Here is a 13,646-nt window from a genome sequence, read left to right on the forward strand (position 1 = left end):
ATTACTATTTCTGGTTATCTGTGACTAGTTCCATTTGCTTTAGCATCAGCGTGAGGCCCTCCAAGCTATTGCTGTAATGCTGGGTCATGGCGAAAAGACCGTCGTTGGAACAAGGCAAGGTAGGGAGTATCGTTTCCTCGAACATATAATTATCCGTGAGGATTCGTTTGCTCTCTTGCAATAACTCTTCCGCTCCCGGTGTCTGGTCCTGTTTATACAACTTCTTCATCTGCGCCAATACCTCATTCATTTGCATATTGTAATATAAGCGTAGTTCCTCTATCTCCTCTTGGGTCTCACAGGCTTGGGCCGTAGTTTTTTGCACGGGCTCCGGTATGTAAGTTCCACCCGGCAAGCGGAATAGGAGCAACAAGGCGATAGAGGCGGCTATGGCAAAGGCCGATAGGCTGTATAGAGCCACACGGTTCTTCCGTGGTTTCGGCAGCTTTTGCTCGAAACGTTCGAAGTGGCCTTCGGGAAGTATCTCATCTTCCTCGAATGCGTCACGGTTTGCGTCTATGAAATTCTTTAGTTTATCCATGTTTAATTGGCTGCTATAATGTCTAACAATTTCCGCTTAGCGCGTAGGTACTGGCTACGGACGCTTGGCGGTTGAATTTTCAGGATAGAGGCGATCTCTTCCATATCATATCCCTCAAAGAGGTAAAGCGAGAGGATTATGCGGTAGCCTGCCGGCAACTTCTTGGTAGCTTCCTTTATCTGTGCCACGGAATATTGGATTTCTTCCTCGTCCGGTCCGTCCGTTTCCGGTTCGGCCAGATTGTCGGAAAGCTCCTCTTGGTCCGGTGTTTGGCGGCGTACATAATCGATGGCCGTATGGATGGCGATGCGATGCATCCATGCCTCAAAGCATTGCCCGTCATGATATTGGTCCAAGCGTGTGAAGATCTTGAGGAACGAGTCCTGCATGGCTTCTTCCGCCTCGGATGAGTTGCCTACGATACGCAAGCAGGCTATATACAATCGCTGTGCGTATTGTTTGTACAACTTCAGTTGCGAGCTCCGGTCTCCCCGGCGGCAACCCTCGATCAGATGTTCGGTTACTTTGTCCATTTGTTTATATAAACGAGAGTGATGCCTTGACCGTTGCATCTTGTAGCGTAAAAATACAAAAAAAAGAAAGGCATCATCTCGACGCCTCTCCTCCTGAACTAAATGATAAAAATAAAAGTTATGTGGGAAGGTTTATTTCATGTCTGTTATATTGGAGATACTATCGTTCGTATAGCCTTGCGAAGTATCCTCCATTTTGCTCTTATCCGAATTATATTTTAATTTATAAGCCTGTTTCCCTTCGGAAGTCCAATAGTTTACGACAAGATCGACCGTCTCTCCTTTGGTATCCGGCAAGGAAGACAAATTGAACGCCACACGTCCGGCCCCGATCGTATATTGGGGATCATCGTAAGCGTTATGCCTAAACTCCAGCGTATAAGGATCATTCTCGGCATCCGGTTGGATCAGGTTGATAAAGTGGGCGGTCTTGCCTCCCCAAAGTGTCTCGAAATAGATATTCAAATATCCGTCTCCGATCCACATATTATTGTTATAAATACTTACCGGGTCCGTACCATAGATAGAATCATTAGCCGCTCCCTCGTTCTTAGCGATGGATTTCGTAAGGATGTTATGGATCGCATTCACCTTGATATAGTGGGAGAAACCTCCTAGGTTACTTTGGGTGGAATCCGCCAATATCGTGAAGTTCACCAAGGCACGTTGGTTAGGCTTCGGCTGATAGTTCGGATAGTTCGTGGCGGCGGGCCATAGCTTATCTCCGTCGTCCAGCCGTAAGTAATATACGTTATTGCCTTCCGGTACTACGGTAGCGACCGCTATCCAGATATCACCTAAAGAATACGAGTCATCGTCATCTAAGCAAGAGGGTAGGGTGAGGGATACTAAAGCGATCCCGATAACCAATAAAAAAGCTCTCAACGTCTTCATTCCTTTTGTTTCTTAAAAAGTTCACATTTCATCGTTCTATGAGGAAAGATGTAAGTTCGGGGTGAAATGCTGCAAAAGACGTTAATAAAAGATGTTAAGAACCAAGGGATTCAACGATTAGCCGTGCCGTACGCTTTGAAGCCCCGGGCATTCCTAGCGTATGGATAATCTTGTCGTATCCGTCCAGCATCCGTTTTCGATAGGCTGGATCTTGTAGGATGCGTCCTAGCTCGTCTTGTATTTGCGACTCGGAGAAGCGGGCTCCGAATAGTTCTTGTACGATCTCCCGTCCCCCGATCAGGTTCACGAGGGATATGTATTTCGTATGGAAGAAATGCTTGAAAATAAAGCTGGCCAACTGTCCGGCTACGACGTAGTAGCAAACGACTTGCGGAACCCGGAACAGGGCGGTTTCCAAGGTTGCCGTGCCGGAGGTTACCAAGGCGGCGGCGCTATGTTGTAGCAAGGGATAGGTTTTACCGAACACGATCTTGGCGGGATAAGAGCCTACGTATTCTTGATAGTAAGCTGGATCGATGCCTGGCGCTCCGGCTATTACCGGCTGGTAGTCGGGATATGCGGAGGCTACTTTCAGCATAGTCGGTAAGTTGTCCTTGATCTCTTGCTTGCGGCTACCGGATAGCAAGGCGAGGATAGGCTTGTCGGCCAATCCTTCCTCTTTGATAAATGTATCTCTTGAGATCGCTTGGTGCTCCTTGTAATAGGCTACGGAGTCTACAGAAGGATTTCCTACGTAATCTACCGAATAATTAAGCTTCCGGAAAAACTCGGTCTCGAACGGCAGGATGCAGAACATACGATCTACATAACGCCGGAAGTCCTTGATGCGGTATTGTTTCCAGGCCCATATCTTGGGGGATATATAGTAATATACCGGAAGCCCTAACTGGGTTTTCACGTATTTGGCGATCTTCAGGTTGAATCCCGGGTAGTCAATTAAGATGACGACATCTGGTTGATAGCGGCGGATATCCTCTTGGCACGTCTTCATGTTATTTAAGATGGTACGCAAGTTCAGCAATACCGGGATAAAGCCCATGAATGCCATTTCCCGGTAATGTTTGACAAGGGTTCCTCCAACGGCTCTCATCAGATCGCCGCCCAGAAAGCGGAACTCGGCCTTCGGGTCATTCTCTTTCAAGGCTGCCATCAAATTCGAGGCGTGCAGGTCTCCGGAGGCTTCTCCGGCTATCAAGTAATACTTCATGAATTGAAAATTGAGGATTGAAAATTAAAGGATCCAGTTGTTTAGGGTGGCCATGAAGTCATAGTCCGTAACGTCGATCTTGCAGGGGACTAGGGAGGCGTATCCGCTGTCCAGCGCAAGCATATCATTGTCCGGGTGGATGGGTTTAGCACTCTCGAAAGCTCCTGTCAACCAGAATACGGGTTCTCCGCTGGCGTTCTCGGAACGTTTGAATTCACGTACCCAACGGCCATCCGCTTGGCGACAAACTTTCAACCCTTTCACTTGGGGTAGCTTCGGCACGTTGAGATTTAAGTAGGTTCCGTGCGGTAAGCCTTCTTTTAACACCCGGCGTGCCAGCATACGTCCTAGGCGGCAGCATTCGGAGAAGTCGGCATCGGCCGCATGATCTAGTAAGGATACACCCATGGAAGGGATGTTGAAAATACACCCCTCGGCGGCGGCACCCATCGTTCCGGAATAATTTACGCAAATAGCCATATTCCCCCCATGGTTGATACCGGAGACCAGCAGATCGGGCGTGCGCTCCAAAACCTCATTAATCGCTAATTTAACGCAATCAACCGGTGTCCCGGTGCAACTATAGATGGTTAGCCCTTCCTCCTTTTTCAACAAGGTGTACTTGATAGGAACTAAGGATGTAATGGCGCTACCCATTCCGGAACGAGGTCCATCGGGAGCGAATACCACTAAATCGCCTAGATCTTTCAGGCACTCAATTAATTCGTTAATACCTTTGGCCCATACGCCATCATCATTCGTGACCAGAATTAATGGTTTCTCGTTTGTCATATCATTTTATCCTTATTGTGTTGTACAAAGGTAACAATAATTTGCGAACAATAGTTGGGGTGTGAGGGATAGGAGTTATCCTTTCGCCTAGTCGATTGTTGATCAGGCGAAAGGTATTTTTATGATCCTCAAGTCCATGATCGTATGCTCCCCTTCGAGGAGGTCGTTCAGGAACTCGATTAGTATGTCCTTGTCCATTTCCCTATCGAATATGTGCTTGAAGCCGAAATGATAAATTTTCCATTCGCTCTAAGGATTGATAGTCAAAATCAACATACATCCCTCCCATGCGATATAATATCAAATAGCGTATCGCATCCCATCGTTGCATATTGTAAGGAAATGCTTGATATATATCCCAATACTCCGGATAATAGCTTGGGCAAAGTCATTCATTTTTTGATTATCCTATAGGATATATTCCCACTCGGGATAATTGTTCTTCCGACTTTCACCCAGTATCTTAAAACAAAAGCCTTTACACGACCAAATTTGTTTTTCATGACGCTTGAAAATTAAGTTAATTCTTACTTTATTAAGGCTTTTCGGATTTCACCTTATATCGTTTACTTTGAATTTACATTCACACGTCCTCTCACTCCCGAATTAGAAGTATTTCTTTGCTGAACTTGTTTTACCTTATTATTACCAAAGCGATAAGAGAGACGAAGCCCTACTTGAAAGTTCCTGCCCTTGGAAAACTGGTAGTCCCTCAAAAAGTCATTTGTCATCGTAGATCTCATAGTTCCAGAAAGCTTTCCGTCATACATATAGCCGGAAAGCTGTGAGTAAACAGCAAAAGAAAAATTCTTGAAACTCGTATTCAATTCCGCATATCCTGCAATAGAAGAAGGTGTTACCATATAACCATTTTTTTCTTTTGTACGAAATTCTCCTGTCAGATTGAATCGGATATTTTGCTTGGGAAACAGTAAAAAGCTATTACTGATTGTTGCACTTCCCAAATGGCGAGAATAGTCCAATTTTCCAACCTCGGTGTCTCCGCTCATTTTAAACCATGCGTAATTGGCATTCATGTTTAAAGTACCTCTGTTGTTCATATAGGGAATATATCCTGTGATACCAAAACCTACATAGTTACGTTTTCCTATGTTTTCAGGCTTGTTTTCCACTACCCCCTCACCCATATCCTTTTGGGTGGTGGTCTGGATATCGTCTTTTAGTTGATATTGAAGATAAAACGACACGTTATTGTTTAACGTGTAATTCAACTCAGTGAAAAATATCTTGACTGGTTGCAAATAAGGATTGCCTACAGAATATTCCGTAGGGGATATACGCTGAACAAATGGGTTCATATCATAGAAAGACGGACGCGACAACCCATACGAAAGCATATACGAAATGCCTTGGAATTGTGAAATACGGTAATACATATTCAACTTAGGCAACACCCTAAAAAAGTCATTTTCAAACTTCGTATCTTGCCGATATTCCTTGCCGTCATATTTCGTATATTCCATACGTGCAGATAAAGAGGTATAAAATCTCTCGTTCCACCATTTGGTAAGATCAAAAAATATGGCCGGGGTAAATTCTTTTATTTTGAAATCACTGCTATAGCGTGAATCGAACTCAAATTCGTTCTTGTCCCAATTCCAATACTGATTATCCGTATGTATATGAGAGTAGTAGGCATCTGCCCCAAAGTCATAGCTGAATCCATTATCTGACTTTCCGCCATATTCCATTTTGGCGGAATAGATGTCGCTTCTCTGAGGGACATTCTGCCGCTCTTTCAGATACAAAGACTGTAAGTTTCCCTGTTCGTCCACATTGTTCATCTCATTGGTTACGTGTTGCTGGTAATCATTGTACAAATAATCGGCATCGGCAATAAAATATCTCTTTCCGTCTTTTGAGTGATATTGATAATTCAAATTGGCGGTAGCTCCCCAAACGGTTCCTTCTCTTTCAGACAAAGAAGAAACATGCTGCTTGTTGTTGTAAACAGTCATGCCGGTTCTACTTCCATCGTTATCATTCAAAGACGCACTAGCATTGATTCCTAAACTATGTGTATCGGAAAACTGATAGACACCAATGAAGTTCATGTTGCCTACTTTTCCATTTGATTTATCCAAACTGATACGGTCTACTGTATAGGCCTCTTTCAAATAATGAGTCTCATAACTGTTGTCATAATAACCCCTGCGATCTCCCAAGAATACATTTAAAAAGCTGTTCCATTTGTTTTTCGTGTAGTCCAAACTTACATTCAAATCTTCTTCGATGTCATGGATCTTCCAGACTTTACCGTTAATGAAACCTTTCACGCCATCATTTTCTCTTTTTTTCAACTTGATCTCCAATACGCAGTCTGCTCCTCCATATCGGGCACTCGGATTGCGGATGATCTCTATCGTTTCGATACTCTTAGCCGGCAAAGATCTCAAATATGCCGTCAGCGATTGGCCTGAGAGTTTCAATTTACGGTTGTTTATATAAACAACTGGCACTCCTTTTCCCACGACAGAGGGGAGATCGTCTTTTACCATCATCATCGGAACAAAGCGAAAGGCTTCAAGTGCATCATCATTATTTCAATGGATTCTCATTCATGTTATAAATAAATCCCGTGGGGGTAGTGACGATTGTCTTACGTTTAGCAGTGACAATGACATCCTCCATCTTGACATCGGGATTCATCTCCAGTGTGATGTTCAACTGCTTGCTTCTTTGATATTCAGAAGGTTTAAGCTCGAGTGGCAGATAACCGACAGCGGACACGATAAGCGAGGAGCCAGTTTTAACATCAATCTCGAAGTATCCTGTACTGTCACTTTCCACCATATTATTACTATATATATCTATCTGTTCAGCTATAAGGGCGCATGGAATCGGTGTTCCCTCCTTGTCCATTATCTTTCCTTTAATCTTTTCCGGAGAGGATACATCTGAAATTATCGCAGTCTCCACATCAAAATAAGAAGATGAATAAGCGGGAGAAAGTAAAGATAATCCCACAACCAAAATAAATATTTTTTTTCTATTCATGTTAGCAAAAGCGATACACGTCTTCTTCATTAAGTAATTAAATTTATAAAATCTAAGGAGTTAGCATCTAAAAAATAAGTTCGATGGTCATTTTTTAATAGCTTGATCCTGAATTTGCGCTAAAAGTAACGTTTTTTTATTAATAATAGATATCTTATTGGTCTAGTCAAGGAAAAACTGTAACGACAAGATTTGACAAGTACATCTACATGACTAAATTGGACGGTACGAATGTGTTGACACTGAATACGAATAAGATGGATGGTGGTACTCCTACCGCTGCTTCACAAAATATTACGGTTAAGGCTTCTGCTGACTATAGTAGCCTTATATTAACTATGATTCCTTCTGGTGTATACTTGATCCAGTATAAGGCTGGTGGTTCTTTCAAGTATACCGCGATGGTAGAACATGCGGGAGTATTAATACTAAACTAATAAATTAAAAGCTCATCCGTAAGTACTTCCGTATTGAACTCTTTATTTTGATGCGAAGATAATAATCTAAAAACATTGTCATGTCATATTAAAGCCTTATTTTTGGATGATCTTATAATTAAGATATTGTATACGATGATAGCGTGGTTTCGTTATATATGTTTAATTGTTAGCCTTCTAATCACCTTGCCGGAATTACTTTCGGCACAACGTCTGGTTGCTCAACGTCAAGAGGATGTAGAGGCCGGTCTTTTATATAACGAGAGCGTCTATATCCTATCTAATTATTCTTGTCTATCCTCCAATTCCCCGGAAAAACTTTCTTTGGACGAGTTGCTTCGGAAGCAGATCGAAGGCTTTTATTTCTATTTGAAGCGGGATACGGAGACAAATGTATTGTTACTGAGGAAACCTGATGGTACGTTTACCCCTTTTAGTGAGTCATTGGAAGCCATTAAGACGGCCTTGGATGCGGACTCCACTAAGGTTATGACGCTTTTCCTTGATTTCTATGTAGAGACGGAGCTGGAATCCTCTTTTAAGGAAATAGGCTTGATGGAGTATGTACTTGAGTATGATACGAAAAACGGATGGCCATCCCTGAAGGATATGTTGAGTTCAGGAAAGCGGTTGGTCGTTTTCGAGGTTCAGAAACATTTGAACAGTCCTTCATGGTTGCATAATATGAGGGATTTCGTGGAGCATACGGACGCTGATTGGGGAAACCAACCGGAAGGGGTTGAGAGTTTTGATGAGCGGCTGAAAAAGAATTTGTCTTTATTTACCGGATATAAGTTCTTGGAGACTTCCCGGGGAAATAGCAATGATATCTCGGCTTTAGCCCGGCAGACGCCCTATTTGATAGAATCGTTTAAAAGGGCGTGGATCCGGGATGGAAGGGTTCCCAATTTTGTCTTAGTAGATAAATATTACGCATGGTTGGATGTCTCGTTGGTTACTTTCCGGAATTTCGATATCATCTACGGCGCGGTTACGAATAACAATGAGCTGCTTAACTACGTGAATTGGGATGGGATGTCTAATTATACGACGGGTAAATATTGCTTTCCGCTAGAGCCCGGGGCCGAGTTGATGCTTTCCCCGGTCTCTCCGGGCTATAGGATAGAGCCGGCTACGGTTTATGTCTCCGGTACCCAAAGGAAGGCTTTCGCCGGCGATTTTAAGGCCAGGCCTTTGCGGATTGACGAGGATATAGAGATTTATTTACCGTTTGAGGGCGATGAGAAAGATGGTTCGTCCAATCATAATCTCACGGTATCTAGGAATGTCGAGTTTATTCAGGACCCTATACGGGGGCAGGTCGCTTCCTTGGAGAATCAGGCTCGTGTAGATTTACCGACCGCTTCGGAACTTCATATGCGGGATCATGATTTCACAGTCGGCGTTTGGTTGAAAATACCTAAGTACTTGCCGGAGAAGGAGGATTATTGTATTCTGGGCGCTAAGAACAGTACTTATCAACAAGCGTTGCATCTGTTGATACGGAACCGGAAACCGTATATGGGATTCTTTAACAACGATCTGGTTGGTAACACGGTGATCGAGCCGGGCAAATGGTACAATGTCGTATGGCGGTATAATAAGCGGAATGGGGAGCAGGCTATATTCGTGAATGGAAAACTGGACGCGATCTCTTTCGATCGTCCGGCTTACCTGGGTAGTGATAGCTTATATGTCGGTTTCGTGAATTTCAGTCAGTCCTCGAACTTCGTGGGTGTGCTGGATAATCTTTGTATTTGGTCTCGTGTCTTGAGCGATAAGGAGATATTGGGATTGAGCAACCAGTTATTAGATTTACATATATCGAATGCGATTACTTGGTTGGATGTCCTTGGGGTTGTGTTGATCTTGATGGCTTTGGCCTCGATAGCTTATCTAGGCTATCGGAAGGTGAAAAAAAAGCCAAGGCAGGATGAGACAGATGCGGGAACGGTTGCGGAGGAGGGAATCGAAGAAGGAATCGAGGAGCCGGATCGTTCTTCGCGAGAGATGCCGGAGGAGATCGAGGAGGTTCCGGCACGGCGTAATTATATCCGATTGTTTGGTGAGTTCTATGTGCTAGACCGGGATGGAAATGATATAACCTCTCTATTTACCCCCAAATTAAAACAGCTGTTTATCTTGATTATGCTTCACTCTTCCCGCGGAGGTTTCGGGATATCGAGCAAGGACTTGACACGGATGATTTGGGGGAATGACAACCCCTCGAAAAGTACGAAGAGCCTTCGAAGCGTATCTATATTGAAACTCCGGAAGATATTGGAGCGTATCGATACGGTCGAGGTCCTATTTAACGCGAATCGATATATTCTCCAGCTTTCGGAGGATGTCTATTGCGATTATTTGGTTTGTTTGGATTGGCTGAAAGATAAACGGGTACGGACTCAGCCGGACTTTGAATATTTCTATGATATTATCAGCAAGGGAGAAGTGTTCAAAGGGGAATCGTTTGATTGGATGGATGATTTTAAAAGTTATATCTGTAATAGTACGGTGGATGTCTTGTCTCGCTTTATCGACACTTACTCGATCGAGGATGAGGCGGATCGGGTGATCCAGATAGCAGACCAGATCCTTCTGAACGATCCTTGCAATGAGGAGGCTTTGCTCTATAAGATCAAAGCCTTGATTTACCAGAACAACTTCAAGTTGGCCCGTTATGCGTACGACCGCTTTTGCGCTTTATACCAAGAGATGTATGGCGAGGCTTTCCCTTCTTCTTTTGAGCAGATCGTACCGTCTCCGCTGATGAGTCAGCAATCTCCCCAGTAAGTATTTATTGTGCCTTCTCATTGGCAGGGCTGCGCCATCGCTATTGTCACATCTGTGTCATCGTTGTGGCAAGACCGTGCCACCGTTATGGCATGCCTGTGCCATCGTTGTGGCACTCCTCTGCCATTACTGTGGCAATGTATGCGCCTCACTGATAGCGATCCTTTCGAATAGGGAGATAGATGCTATGCCTCTGACTTATCGAAGATTTTTATAAATATTTCTTGATTTATTTATATCGCTGTTATTATGTGAATTATGCTTTGTGAAAATCTGAAATTAGCCTTAAATTAGCCCTGGGTTAATGCCTTGTTTAGCGTTCGTTAACTCATGGTTTACTGCTGATCCCTATATTCGCTCTCGTTGTTTCGCACGAGGAAGCGAAGTTGTGTTTTACTATATATATATTTTTTTTTCGACTTTAATTTAATACTATGTCTGACAAGAATTCGGTGAGCTTCACACGTAGGGAGTTCTTAGGCACAGTAGCTGCTCCGGCGGCGTTTGCGATCGTACCTCGTTCCGTTTTGGGTGGACCGGGCTATACGGCACCTAGCGATGTGGTCAATTTGGCTGGTATCGGTGTGGGTAGCCAAGGTGGTGGCGATATACAGAATATCGCTGCTCCGGATGTACCTATCCTTATGCGGGCATCCAGCCACCTAGACGGGAACGAAGAGCGTCCATGTTCTAAGGATTAAGATTAATTTATAAATTGAATAGTTATGAATAAAGATGTGAACAATGGTCAGTCCAGACGTGCGTTTCTAGGAAGATCGGTCGCTGCTTTGGCGGCTGCGTCTTTCCTTCCGAGTGCTTTCTCTTGTACGGGGAAGAGTGTGGCGGCTCCCGCTCCGGTTGATACGGCGGCGGAGGCAGGTAAGGTGAACTCGAAGTTCGGTGGCGTGCAAATCGGCACGATCACTTATAGTTGGCGTTCCATGCCGGGTGGATTGGAGAATATCATCAAGTATTGCCAAGAGGCGAATGTCAGTTCCATCGAGTTGATGGGAAGTGATCTGGAAGCTTATTTAGGAGCTCCGGAGAATCCGATGATGAGATTCTTCCGTCAGCAAGCTCCTCAACCCGCTGCGAAACCGGGCGAGAAACCTGCGGCTCCTCGTCGGATGGGGCCTCCGAAGTTTACTCCGGAGCAGCAGGCTGAGATTGATAAATATAAGGCTGAGATGAAAGCGTGGCGTCTCGGGTTGGATCTATCGAAAGTAGAAGGTGCCCGTAAATTATTGAGCGACGCTGGAATATCGGTGCATATCGTGAAAATGCAACCTTCCGGCATGGGATCGGACGAAGAGCTCGATTATGCCTTCAAGGTGGCCAAGGCCATGGGCGCTAAAGCCGTGACGGACGAGATTAATTTGGAGACGGCAAAAAGAGTCGCTCCATTCGCCGAGAAGCATGGGATGTATATGGCTTTCCATAATCATATGCAATATGCCGAAGAGGGGTTTAGTTGCGATCCGATCTTAGCGGTCTCTCCTTCTATTATGTTGAATTTTGATGCGGGCCACTTCTTTGGCTCTACAGGTATCCATCCGAATGAGATGATCAAGAAATACCATGATCGGATCTATAGTATCCACTTGAAAGACAAGACGGGACCTACGACAGGGGATCAGCCGAATACGAATCAGGTATGGGGACAAGGTGAGATGCCGCTAGAAGACGTGCTCTTGTTGATCAAACAAGAGAAATGGCCTATCTATTGCGATATAGAACTGGAATATGATATTAAGCCTTGGTCTGATTCCGTGAAAGAGGTAGGCACTTGCGTGAAATATGCTCGACAGATATTGATGTAGATTATAGAATGTTGTCTTTGGTATGTCATTAATAAGTATGATGGAAGGGTCGATTCCTTGTGGAGCCGACCCTTTATTTTTCATTTATTGATCTCTTTTATCAAATTAGGAGCGCATTTGAAATGGATGATCGTTCTAGGAGTTAACATGACACTTTCCCCACTCTTCGGATTTCTAGCCAACCTGCTTGTCTGTAAGCGGGGTGTGTAAACGCCAAAACCTTGCATGCATATTTTTTCTCCGGCTTTTGTTTTCTCTAAGATGATGTTATTCAGTTCTTCCAATATGTACCGGATTTCTTCTTTGTCATTACCGACTCTTTTCGATAATTCCTCGATTAGCTGACTTTTATTCATATCGTATTATTTTTATGACGGCAATTTATAAAAATATATTGAAATTCAAACGCTGGATGAAAGAGATAATTCCCAATAGGGTTTATTTTTTTTAGAGGTCAGATAAACTTGAGTATATCTTCTGCTTTTTCCGCAATATGGTCGGGTGCGTATTTCTCTAATTCCGCACGAGGGCGAAAACCCCATGTTACTCCACAGGATGTCACTTCACTGTTGATTGCGGTTTGCATGTCTACGTCCGAGTCTCCGACATAAAGAGTGTCCTCTTTGGATATGTTCACTTGTCCTACGATCTCATTGACGATACTAGGGTCTGGTTTCGCTTTTACTCCTTCACGTTGCCCGAGGACTTCTGTAAATTGTATGGAAGGAAAGAAATGGGCGATGAGTTTACGAGTAGCGGCTTGATATTTATTAGAAGCGACTGCCAGTTTTATTCCTCTTTCCTGCAACATGGCTAATAGCTCAGGGATACCGGGGTAGGGAACGCTGCGATCCGTGTTATGCAGATCGTAATGCTTTAAGAATACTTCCCTTACCTTTAGTATATTCTCTTTCGTTTTCTCGCCTTCGGGCAGCGCACGTTCAAATAGCTTGTTGATGCCATTTCCTACAAAGAAGTTATACTCGTTTACGTCATGCGTCGGAAAGCCGTTTTGCCGTAACGCATGATTCGTACTATGGGCTAAATCTGCGATCGTATTTAATAATGTTCCGTCAAGATCGAATATTACTAACTTTTTCATTTTAGTTTTCTGGCAAAATTAATGGAATGTGGAGACATACTTTTCCTTTCGACTGATAAAATAGATGAACCGATTTAAAAATAGATAAAAAGTATTAGGTCATATATAAGATATTCGTATCTTTAGGACAGGAATAGAAATCCTTTGTAATATATTGTATAACCTAAAATTGGAACATCATGGGAAAGAATCAATTAATTCACGGGAATGAATTTCATTTGCTGAAACAAGCTGAGATTCACAAAGCTACAGGTAAGTTGGTAGAGTCATTAAACTTAGCGGCCGGTTCTACGGGAGGTTTTGATATTTATAAAGTTGTAGAGACTTATTTCACGGATTTAGAGAAAAGAAAGGAGATCAATGATTTGTTAGGCATTTCCGAGCCATGTGAGACACGTGCCACGGAAGAAAGTTTCTCCTAAATAAAGCCGCAGTAGGAATAACATAGAAAAAGGAGATACCTGAATCAGATATCTCCTTTTGTTATA

Annotated in this window: 15 protein-coding genes and 1 pseudogene; 5 read left to right on the forward strand and 11 right to left on the reverse strand. The window is 43.5% G+C overall.

From position 1 onward, the window contains the following. Positions 1-4: 4 nt before the first annotated feature. From E5342_RS03190 to E5342_RS03230, 9 genes and pseudogenes are all read right to left on the reverse strand, one after another. Positions 5-541 carry a hypothetical protein gene (locus E5342_RS03190; protein WP_121735422.1) on the reverse strand — a complete coding sequence of 179 codons (537 nt, stop codon included), beginning with the start codon at positions 539-541 and terminating at the stop codon, positions 5-7. A gap of 2 nt (positions 542-543) precedes the next feature. Further along, complete coding sequence (locus tag E5342_RS03195; protein ID WP_121735421.1) at positions 544-1,074, reverse strand: RNA polymerase sigma factor; 531 nt, start codon at positions 1,072-1,074, stop codon at positions 544-546. Between the two features lie 132 nt (positions 1,075-1,206). After that, positions 1,207-1,968, reverse strand: a complete 762-nt coding sequence (locus E5342_RS03200; RefSeq protein ID WP_135958811.1) for a NigD-like protein — start codon at positions 1,966-1,968, stop codon at positions 1,207-1,209. A 94-nt stretch (positions 1,969-2,062) separates the two neighbouring features. Then, positions 2,063-3,196 (reverse strand): lipid-A-disaccharide synthase, encoded by a 1,134-nt coding sequence (gene lpxB, locus E5342_RS03205; protein ID WP_135958812.1) that lies wholly within the window; start codon positions 3,194-3,196, stop codon positions 2,063-2,065. Between the two features lie 24 nt (positions 3,197-3,220). Beyond that, positions 3,221-3,988 carry a 5'/3'-nucleotidase SurE gene (gene surE, locus E5342_RS03210; RefSeq protein ID WP_135958813.1) on the reverse strand — a complete coding sequence of 256 codons (768 nt, stop codon included), beginning with the start codon at positions 3,986-3,988 and terminating at the stop codon, positions 3,221-3,223. Between the two features lie 120 nt (positions 3,989-4,108). After that, a pseudogene (locus tag E5342_RS20275) lies at positions 4,109-4,225 on the reverse strand (PD-(D/E)XK nuclease family transposase); the annotation flags it as partial. Continuing rightward, positions 4,191-4,319, reverse strand: coding sequence for a glycosyltransferase (locus E5342_RS03220; protein ID WP_246867052.1), 129 nt, complete (start codon positions 4,317-4,319; stop codon positions 4,191-4,193). The gene E5342_RS03220 and the pseudogene E5342_RS20275, both read right to left, overlap by 35 nt. Before the next feature lie 235 nt (positions 4,320-4,554). Further along, the gene (locus E5342_RS03225) at positions 4,555-6,513 is read right to left on the reverse strand and encodes an outer membrane beta-barrel family protein (RefSeq protein ID WP_135958814.1); all 1,959 of its coding nucleotides are present in this window, start codon (positions 6,511-6,513) and stop codon (positions 4,555-4,557) included. Positions 6,514-6,547: 34 nt separating this feature from the next. Beyond that, positions 6,548-6,976, reverse strand: coding sequence for a carboxypeptidase-like regulatory domain-containing protein (locus tag E5342_RS03230; protein WP_168354443.1), 429 nt, complete (start codon positions 6,974-6,976; stop codon positions 6,548-6,550). Between the two features lie 239 nt (positions 6,977-7,215). On the opposite strand from E5342_RS03230, the gene E5342_RS03235 reads away from it, so the two are divergent. The 4 genes from E5342_RS03235 (at position 7,216) to E5342_RS03250 (ending at position 12,056) form a co-directional block, all read left to right on the forward strand. Continuing rightward, positions 7,216-7,443, forward strand: coding sequence for a hypothetical protein (locus tag E5342_RS03235; protein WP_246867053.1), 228 nt, complete (start codon positions 7,216-7,218; stop codon positions 7,441-7,443). A gap of 102 nt (positions 7,444-7,545) precedes the next feature. After that, positions 7,546-10,236 carry a LamG-like jellyroll fold domain-containing protein gene (locus E5342_RS03240; protein WP_135958816.1) on the forward strand — a complete coding sequence of 897 codons (2,691 nt, stop codon included), beginning with the start codon at positions 7,546-7,548 and terminating at the stop codon, positions 10,234-10,236. A gap of 434 nt (positions 10,237-10,670) precedes the next feature. Beyond that, a complete protein-coding gene (locus E5342_RS03245; RefSeq protein ID WP_236651371.1) occupies positions 10,671-10,937 on the forward strand; it encodes a hypothetical protein in 267 nt (88 codons plus the stop codon). 24 nt (positions 10,938-10,961) lie between these two features. Continuing rightward, positions 10,962-12,056, forward strand: a complete 1,095-nt coding sequence (locus tag E5342_RS03250; protein WP_121735416.1) for a sugar phosphate isomerase/epimerase — start codon at positions 10,962-10,964, stop codon at positions 12,054-12,056. An 80-nt stretch (positions 12,057-12,136) separates the two neighbouring features. On the opposite strand, the gene E5342_RS03255 is transcribed toward E5342_RS03250, so the two are convergent. After that, the gene (locus tag E5342_RS03255; RefSeq protein ID WP_121735415.1) at positions 12,137-12,412 is read right to left on the reverse strand and encodes an HU family DNA-binding protein; all 276 of its coding nucleotides are present in this window, start codon (positions 12,410-12,412) and stop codon (positions 12,137-12,139) included. Positions 12,413-12,510: 98 nt separating this feature from the next. After that, entirely contained in the window at positions 12,511-13,158 is a 648-nt protein-coding gene (locus tag E5342_RS03260) for an HAD family hydrolase (protein ID WP_121735414.1), read from the reverse strand. A 179-nt stretch (positions 13,159-13,337) separates the two neighbouring features. On the opposite strand from E5342_RS03260, the gene E5342_RS03265 reads away from it, so the two are divergent. Beyond that, positions 13,338-13,580, forward strand: coding sequence for a hypothetical protein (locus E5342_RS03265; RefSeq protein WP_121735413.1), 243 nt, complete (start codon positions 13,338-13,340; stop codon positions 13,578-13,580). Positions 13,581-13,646: the final 66 nt, after the last annotated feature.

Origin of the sequence: Parabacteroides distasonis, from assembly GCF_004793765.1 — a bacterium.
Classification (GTDB): Bacteria; Bacteroidota; Bacteroidia; order Bacteroidales; family Tannerellaceae; genus Parabacteroides; species Parabacteroides distasonis_A.

Coding starts and splice junctions, on each gene's coding strand:
- E5342_RS03190 (WP_121735422.1), bottom strand. CDS start 541: ATGGATAAACTAAAGAATTTCATAGACGCAAACCGTGACGCATTCGAG.
- E5342_RS03265 (WP_121735413.1), top strand. CDS start 13,338: ATGGGAAAGAATCAATTAATTCACGGGAATGAATTTCATTTGCTGAAA.
- E5342_RS03200 (WP_135958811.1), bottom strand. CDS start 1,968: ATGAAGACGTTGAGAGCTTTTTTATTGGTTATCGGGATCGCTTTAGTA.
- E5342_RS03225 (WP_135958814.1), bottom strand. CDS start 6,513: ATGATGATGGTAAAAGACGATCTCCCCTCTGTCGTGGGAAAAGGAGTG.
- E5342_RS03255 (WP_121735415.1), bottom strand. CDS start 12,412: ATGAATAAAAGTCAGCTAATCGAGGAATTATCGAAAAGAGTCGGTAAT.
- E5342_RS03250 (WP_121735416.1), top strand. CDS start 10,962: ATGAATAAAGATGTGAACAATGGTCAGTCCAGACGTGCGTTTCTAGGA.
- E5342_RS03220 (WP_246867052.1), bottom strand. CDS start 4,319: ATGCAACGATGGGATGCGATACGCTATTTGATATTATATCGCATGGGA.
- E5342_RS03245 (WP_236651371.1), top strand. CDS start 10,671: ATGTCTGACAAGAATTCGGTGAGCTTCACACGTAGGGAGTTCTTAGGC.
- E5342_RS03195 (WP_121735421.1), bottom strand. CDS start 1,074: ATGGACAAAGTAACCGAACATCTGATCGAGGGTTGCCGCCGGGGAGAC.
- E5342_RS03235 (WP_246867053.1), top strand. CDS start 7,216: ATGACTAAATTGGACGGTACGAATGTGTTGACACTGAATACGAATAAG.
- E5342_RS03260 (WP_121735414.1), bottom strand. CDS start 13,158: ATGAAAAAGTTAGTAATATTCGATCTTGACGGAACATTATTAAATACG.
- surE (WP_135958813.1), bottom strand. CDS start 3,988: ATGACAAACGAGAAACCATTAATTCTGGTCACGAATGATGATGGCGTA.
- lpxB (WP_135958812.1), bottom strand. CDS start 3,196: ATGAAGTATTACTTGATAGCCGGAGAAGCCTCCGGAGACCTGCACGCC.